6 protein-coding genes and 1 pseudogene are annotated in these 6952 nt (G+C 65.9%); 4 read left to right on the top strand and 3 right to left on the bottom strand.

The genetic code is table 11. The features are described from left to right. Positions 1-204: 204 nt before the first annotated feature. The 3 genes from QDT69_RS31050 (at position 205) to QDT69_RS31040 (ending at position 2851) form a co-directional block, all read left to right on the top strand. Positions 205-618 carry a DUF3830 family protein gene (locus QDT69_RS31050; RefSeq protein ID WP_021077459.1) on the top strand — a complete coding sequence of 138 codons (414 nt, stop codon included), beginning with the start codon at positions 205-207 and terminating at the stop codon, positions 616-618. Between the two features lies 1 nt (position 619). Beyond that, on the top strand, positions 620-1558 hold the full coding sequence (puuE, locus tag QDT69_RS31045; protein WP_279710274.1) for an allantoinase PuuE: 939 nt from the start codon (positions 620-622) through the stop codon (positions 1556-1558). A gap of 147 nt (positions 1559-1705) precedes the next feature. Further along, positions 1706-2851, top strand: a complete 1146-nt coding sequence (locus QDT69_RS31040; RefSeq protein WP_279710273.1) for a mechanosensitive ion channel family protein — start codon at positions 1706-1708, stop codon at positions 2849-2851. Positions 2852-2854: 3 nt separating this feature from the next. Here QDT69_RS31040 and QDT69_RS31035 read toward each other — a convergent pair. After that, positions 2855-4109, bottom strand: a pseudogene (locus QDT69_RS31035) (NADH:flavin oxidoreductase/NADH oxidase family protein); the annotation flags it as partial. Positions 4110-4194: 85 nt separating this feature from the next. Between QDT69_RS31035 and QDT69_RS31030 the strand changes: the two are divergent. Further along, positions 4195-4674, top strand: a complete 480-nt coding sequence (locus QDT69_RS31030; RefSeq protein ID WP_347952150.1) for a MerR family transcriptional regulator — start codon at positions 4195-4197, stop codon at positions 4672-4674. 53 nt (positions 4675-4727) lie between these two features. Here the strand turns inward: QDT69_RS31030 and QDT69_RS31025 are convergent, their stop codons facing one another. Together QDT69_RS31025 and QDT69_RS31020 are read right to left on the bottom strand one after the other, a co-directional pair. Further along, positions 4728-6260 carry an ABC transporter ATP-binding protein gene (locus QDT69_RS31025; RefSeq protein WP_279710272.1) on the bottom strand — a complete coding sequence of 511 codons (1533 nt, stop codon included), beginning with the start codon at positions 6258-6260 and terminating at the stop codon, positions 4728-4730. Further along, positions 6257-6940, bottom strand: coding sequence for a cysteine hydrolase (locus tag QDT69_RS31020; protein WP_279710271.1), 684 nt, complete (start codon positions 6938-6940; stop codon positions 6257-6259). The genes QDT69_RS31025 and QDT69_RS31020 overlap by 4 nt, the downstream gene beginning before the upstream one ends. Between the last annotated feature and the right edge of the window lie 12 nt (positions 6941-6952).

Raw genomic sequence — 6952 nt, 5'->3', positions numbered from 1 at the left:
TCACCCTGATTGACGTATCCTTGTTGTATCCTTGGAGGCTCGCAAACGGGCAGGCGAGGCGCAACGCAACTTTGCTCAAATCTGCGTTGCGGGACCGTCAAGCGGCGAAAAACCGCCTTTCCCTGCCGGAATCGGCCTTGCGTCCGGCGCGGGCCGGCGGCAATGGTTGGGGCATCACTTCTTCCAGCTACCCACGAGAGCCCGATGAGCAAACTGATTGTCCGCGCCGGCGATTTCACCTTTGACGCCCGTTTCGAGGAACAGCTCGCGCCGAAGACGGTGGCTGCGTTCCGCAAGGCGATGCCGTTCGAGAGCCAGGCGATCCATGTGCGCTGGAGCGGCGAGGGCGTCTGGATGCCGCTCGGCGATCTCGATTTCGGCGTCTCCTACGAGAACCACACCAGCTATCCGGCGCCGGGCCAGATCATCCTCTATCCCGGCGGCATCAGCGAGACCGAGATCCTGCTCGCCTATGGCGGCGTGCACTTCGCCAGCAAGATGGGCCAGCTCGCCGGCAATCATTTCATCACGCTGACCTCGGGGCTGGAAAACCTCACGGCCTTCGGCAAGACCGTGCTGTGGAAGGGCGCGCAGAACATCCGCTTCGAGGAAATCTGATGTGACCGAGGCCCGCTATCCGCGCGATCTCCGCGGCTACGGCCGCAATCCGCCGGATCCGAAATGGCCCGACGCTGCACGCGTCGCGGTTCAGTTCGTGGTCAATTTCGAGGAGGGCGGCGAGAACAACATCCTGCACGGCGATCGCGCCTCGGAAGCGTTTCTGTCCGACGTGCTCGGCGCGCAGCCCTGGGCCGGTCAGCGCCACGCCAATATCGAGACGATGTTCGAATACGGCTCGCGCGCCGGCTTCTGGCGGCTGTGGCGGATGTTCACCGAGCGGAAGCTGCCGACGACCGTGTTCGGCGTCGCGATGGCGCTGAAGCGCAATCCCGACGTCGTCGCGGCGATGCAGGAGGCCGGCTGGGACATCGCAAGCCACAGCCTGCGCTGGGTCGAGCACAAGGACATGTCGGAGGACGAGGAGCGCGCGGAGATCGCCCGCGCCATCGCGGTGCATACCGAGGCCACCGGCGCGCGGCCGCTCGGCTGGTACACCGGCCGCTCCTCGATCAACACGCTGCGGCTTTTGATGGAGGCCGGCGGCCTGCGCTATCTCTGCGATTCCTACGCCGACGATCTGCCGTACTGGATCAAGTCACCGGGCACCGAGCCGCATCTCGTGATCCCCTACACGCTCGATGCCAACGACATGCGTTTCATCAACGCGCAGGGCTTTGGCGGCGGCGACGAGTTCTACACCTATCTGAAGGACAGCTTTGACGTGCTCTATGCCGAGGGCGCGACGTCCCCGAAGATGATGTCGGTCGGCCTGCATTGCCGCGTCGTCGGCCGTCCCGGCCGCGCCGCCGCGCTGATGCGCTTTCTCGATTACATCGGGAAGCACGAGCACGTCTGGGTGCCGACGCGGCTTCAGATCGCCGAGCACTGGCACGCCAATCTGAAGCATCTCGCCGCCGACGCGTTCGAGATCGGCTAGCAACGGTTCCGCGTCCGCCGATTTGACGCAGATATCCCGATGCATCCGAGCGAGCTGCATCGGATGAATTGCTGCATTGCACGAACGGCAGAAGCGATCCCGGATTCCGTGCGTTAGCGGCCTGCAATGCGGGAGCAGGCGGGTTTCATGCGGGATTTCCTGGCCGAATTGGAACACACATTTCGCTGGGTTCCGGACTGGGTCGTTGGCCTCGGCCTGATCACGGGCGCGATTGCGGTCGCGCTTATTGTTCATTCGATTGCGCAGCGCCTCGTCCATCGCATGGTCAGATCGCAGAACTCGGTCGCCCCCCAACTGCTTGAGCGGACATCGGGGCCGTCGCGGCTGGCGCTTTGTCTTGCCGCCGTTGCACTGGTGTTGCCGCTGGCACCGCTCGACGATCTGCTGCGGCGGACGCTCAGCCATCTCTTCGGCGTCGCCGTGATCGCGCTGGTCGGCTGGATCTCGATCCGTGCCGTCGACATGGCATCGGCCAGGTATCTCGATAAATTTCGTCTCGACGTTGCCGAGAATTTTCTGGCGCGCAAGCACGTCACCCAGGTTCGCGTCTTCAAGCGGGTCACCGACACGCTGATCGTCATCATCGCGGTCTCCACCGCGCTGATGACCTTCGATTCGGTCAGGCAGTATGGCGTCAGCCTGTTCGCGTCCGCAGGCGCCGCCGGCTTGATCGTCGGTCTCGCAGCGCGACCCCTGTTGAGCAATCTGATCGCCGGCGTGCAGATTGCCGTCACCCAACCGATCCGGATCGAGGACGCCGTCATCATCGAGAACGAATGGGGCTGGGTCGAAGACATCGCCTCGACCTATGTCGTGATCCGACTGTGGGACTGGCGGCGCATGGTGGTGCCGCTGTCCTATTTCATCGAGCGCCCGTTCCAGAACTGGACGCGCGACGCGCAGTCGCTGATCGGCGCGATCGCGCTGCATGTCGACTATAGCGCCGACGTGCCGGCGATCCGGAAAAAGCTGGAGCAGGTGGCTAAGGATTCAAGACTTTGGGACGGCGCGGTCGTCAATCTGCAGGTGATCGACACCCATCCGCGCACCATCGAGCTGCGCGCGCTGGTCAGCGCCCGCAATGCGCCGCAGTCCTGGGACCTGCGCTGCGAGATACGCGAGAAGCTGCTGGCGTTCATCCGCGACGAGATGCCGGACGCGCTGCCGCGCGATCGGGCGATCCTCGCGCCTGCCGTCGATGATTTCGGCAGGGCGTTCCTGCGCGGCGCACCGCCACGGCAGCGCGCGGCTGCACCGGCGCGCAATCAGTGACTTGCTTGAGGCCGCGTACTCATCAGGCCGCGGCCTTCGCCTGCATCCAGTGACGGTACTGCTTGGCCCGCCGCTTGGCGTCGATTTGCGAGACGACAAGCGCCCAAATCGGCGAAACGCCGGGAACCGGCCGGCGCCGGTGGCTGAGACGGGTCAACTGGTATTTGACCGCCGCCATGTGCGCCGTGGCGGCAAGCGGCTTGTTCTTCCATGCGATCGGCTTGAGCGACGGCACGTCGACCCGGCCGAGACGCCAGTTGCGGGGCAGATCCGGCTCGATGGCGAGCGCGGTTGCGATGCCGGCCATCGCGACCCCGCTGTCGACGACCTGTTCGGCGACCTCGCGCCGGCGGATGCCGCCGGTGACCATCAGCGGCATCGTCGCGACGGCGGCGATGTCGCGGGCAAATTCCAGGAAGTAGGCCTCGCGCGCGAGCGTGCGTTCGTCGCGCGAGGAGCCCATCATCGCCGGCGCTTCGTAGCTTCCGCCGGAGAGCTCGACAAGGTCGACGCCGAGGGGCGCCAGCATGGCGACAACGGCCTTGGCTTCGTCCGGCGAGAAGCCGCCACGCTGGAAGTCCGCCGAATTGAGCTTGACCGCGACCGCGAAGCCGGGGGCTACCACGGCGCGGATGCCGCGCACGATGTCGAGCAGCAGTCGCGCGCGGTTATCCAGGCTGCCGCCCCAGCGATCCTGTCGCCGGTTCGAGAGCGGCGAGAGGAACTGGCTGAGCAGATAGCCGTGTGCGGCATGGATCTCCACGCCGGTGAAGCCGGCGCGCTCGGCAAGCGTCGCGGTGGTGATGAAGCGGCGCTCGACGTCGGCGATGTCGGCGGCCGTCATCTCGCGCGGCACCGGGAAGCGCTTCGATTGTGCGCCGAGGTCGAGGGCGATCGGGGACGGCGCCAGGGTCGTCTGGCCAAGAGCGGCCGGTGTCTGCCGTCCCGGATGGTTGATCTGCATCCAGAACTGCGCGCCTCGCGAGCGTCCGGCCCTTGCCCAAGCCGCGAAGCGATCGAGGTGCCGGTCATTCTCCAGCACGACCCCGCCGGGGCCCGTCATGGCGCGAGCATCGACCATCACGTTCCCCGTGATGATCAACCCGGCTTCGCCCTCGGCCCACGCCTGGTAGAGCCGCAGCAGCCCTTCGGAGGGGGCGTGGTCGTTATCGGCCATATTTTCTTCCATCGCGGCCTTGGCGATGCGGTTGGCAATCTTGGCGCCGCCGGGCAGCGTGAGCGGTGAAAACAACGACATGAGGGATCTCCCTGGAAAGGTTTGGACAAACCCAAACCTTTAAGTTAAGTTTAAGGTCAAGCCTTTCCTGAGGGAGATTTCAAAGATGAACATCGGGGAGTTGGCGACGCGCAGCGGCCTCAGTCACTCGCGCATCCGGTTCTACGAACGGGTTGGCCTGCTGAAGACCGTCGATCGGCAGGCGAACGGGTATCGAAGCTATCCGCCCGAGGCGGTGGTGATGCTCGCCCTGATCGCCACCGCGCAGCAGGCCGGATTCAGCCTCGACGAGATCCGGGCGCTGGTGCCGCCCGACCTGGTCAAGTGGGAGCACGACGCACTCCTCGAAAGCCTTCACGGCAAGGTGAAGGAGATCGAGGCGCTGCAGGCGCGGCTCGCGCAGAGCAAGGCGGGACTCGTCGCGCTCATCAAGGACATCGAGACCAAGCCCGACGGTGTCGATTGCGAGGACAACGCGCGACGCTTGCTATCGCGGCTTCCGAGCGGCGAATTCGCGCGCGCGACCACGGCCGCGGCCGACGTGAAGATGCTCGGCAAGAAGCGCCGTCCGGCCAGGAGAGGCTGATCGGGGCCATCAAAGCAGTGCGGCTGCCTTTTCGGCGGTCGCCTTTGCGCGTCCTAGTGTCCTGCCATGTGCCGGCCGATCTCGGTCAGGTCGGCCTCGCTGGCGCGGGCCTCATGCACGAACGCGCCGTGGAACATCACGACCAGCCGATCCGACAGCTCCAATAGTTCGTCGAGGTCTTCGCTGACCAGCAGCACCGCCGCGCCGCGGTTGCGCGCCGCCATGATCTCGGCGTGGATCTGCGCCACTGCCGCGAAGTCGAGCCCGAAGCAAGGATTGGCCGCGATCAGCACCTCGACATCGCCCGAGAGCTCGCGCGCCAGCACTGCGCGCTGCACATTGCCGCCCGATAGCGCCGCGATCGGCATCTCCGGCGTGCGGGTCTTGATCTTGTAGCGGTTGATCTTGCGCTCGGCGTCGCTCCGGAAGGCTTTGCCGTTCAGCCACCAGCCGCCTCGCGCGAACGGGGCGCGGTCGAATTCGCGGAAGGCGATGTTGTCGGCGACGCTCATGCCGCCGACGCAGGCGTTCTTCAGCGGCTCCTCCGGTAGCAGCGACATCCTGTGGCGGCGCATCTCCTCGCGGCTCGCAGCATAAGCCTCGCCCTGGACGCGGATCACGCCGCTCTCGGCCTCGCGCTGGCCGGCCAGCACCTCGACCAGCTGGCGCTGGCCATTGCCGGACACGCCGGCGATTCCGACGATCTCGCCGCTTTTGACGGTCAGCGACACACCGTGCACGGCGATCGCGCCGGCGTCGTCAAGCGCGGTGAGCTTGTCGAGCTCGAGCCGGGGTGCGCCGGTCTCGCCGGTGCGCGGCGGCTGTACTGTGAGCTGCTCGGCACCGATCATGGTGCGCGCCATCTCGTCGGGCGTGAGGTCGGCGACGCGGCCGGTGCCGGCGAGCTTGCCGCGGCGCAGGATCGTCACCTCGTCGGCAAACGCCATCACCTCGCGGAATTTGTGCGTGATCATCAGGATGGTGAGCTCGCCCGCGACCACCATCGCGCGCAGCATGCCGAGCACCTCGTCGGCTTCGCCTGGCGTCAGCACCGAGGTCGGCTCGTCCAGGATCAGGAAGCGGCGCTTCAGATAGAGCTGCTTGAGGATCTCGCATTTCTGCCGTTCGCCGGCGGAGATGGCGGAGACCTTTGCATCGAGCGGCACCTTGAACGGCATTCGCGAAAGGAAGGCTTCGAGCTCCTTCTTCTCCTTGCGCCAGTCGACCACCGAAGGCACGTCGTCGCGCGCCAGCACCAGGTTCTCCGCGACCGTCATCGCCGGCACGAGGGTAAAGTGCTGGTAGACCATGCCGAGCCCGAGCGCATGCGCGTCTTTCGGATTGGCGATGGTCTGCTGGCGGCCGCCGACCAGGATGTCGCCTTCGGTGGCGTGGTAATAGCCCATGATGCATTTCACGAGCGTGCTCTTGCCGGCGCCGTTCTCGCCCAGCAAGGCGTGGAACGAGCCGGGCCGCACCTTGAGTTCGACATTGTCGAGCGCTGTGAAATCGCCGAACCGCATCGTCATGGCGATGGCGTCGACGCCGAACGCGCCTGACGGTGCGGGCGGTTCGCCGATGATCACGACAGCGCCCCGATCAGGTCGGCGGATTTGGTCACCGCGCCGAACACGCCGCCCTGCATCTTGATCATCTTCAGCGCGTGGTCGTGATTGCTCTTGTCGGTGGCGCCGCAGCAATCCTCCACCAGCACGCATTCGAAGCCGCGGTCGTTGGCCTCGCGCATCGTGGTGTGGACGCAGACATCGGTGGTGATGCCGGTCAGCACGATGTTCTCGATACCGCGCAGCCGCAGCATCAGCTCGAGATCGGTGGCGCAGAACGAGCCCTTGCCGGGCTTGTCGATGATAGGTTCGCCCGGCAGCGGCGCGAGGTCGGGAATGATCTCCCAGCCCGGTTCGCCGCGCACCAGGATGCGGCCGCAGGGGCCGGGGTCGCCGATGCCGGCGCCGATCTGGCGCGAGCGCCAGCGCTTGTTGGCGGGCAGGTCGGCCAAATCGGCGCGGTGGCCTTCGCGGGTGTGGATGATGTGAAAACCCTGCGCGCGCATCACCGCGAGCAGCTTTTTGATCGGCTCGATCGGCGCGCGGGTCAGCGAGAGGTCGTAGCCCATCTTGTCGACATAGCCGCCGACGCCGCAGAAATCGGTCTGCATGTCGATGATGATGAGCGCGGTATTCTCTGGCCGCAGGTCGCCATTGTAGGGCCAGGCGTAGGGCTCGGACTTGATGAAGCGCTCGGGCATGAATGATCTCGC

It is taken from the genome of Bradyrhizobium sp. CER78 (assembly GCF_029846235.1).
Taxonomy (GTDB): domain Bacteria; phylum Pseudomonadota; class Alphaproteobacteria; order Rhizobiales; family Xanthobacteraceae; genus Bradyrhizobium.
The sequence above is the reverse complement of the archived record's forward strand: the minus strand, read 5'-3'. Positions and strand labels throughout refer to the sequence as shown.

What these genes read in the sequence shown, in the direction of transcription:
- QDT69_RS31050 (WP_021077459.1), top strand. Translation starts at nt 205, where the DNA reads ATGAGCAAACTGATTGTCCGCGCCGGCGATTTCACCTTTGACGCCCGT.
- QDT69_RS31040 (WP_279710273.1), top strand. Translation starts at nt 1,706, where the DNA reads ATGCGGGATTTCCTGGCCGAATTGGAACACACATTTCGCTGGGTTCCG.
- QDT69_RS31030 (WP_347952150.1), top strand. Translation starts at nt 4,195, where the DNA reads ATGAACATCGGGGAGTTGGCGACGCGCAGCGGCCTCAGTCACTCGCGC.
- QDT69_RS31020 (WP_279710271.1), bottom strand. Translation starts at nt 6,940, where the DNA reads ATGCCCGAGCGCTTCATCAAGTCCGAGCCCTACGCCTGGCCCTACAAT.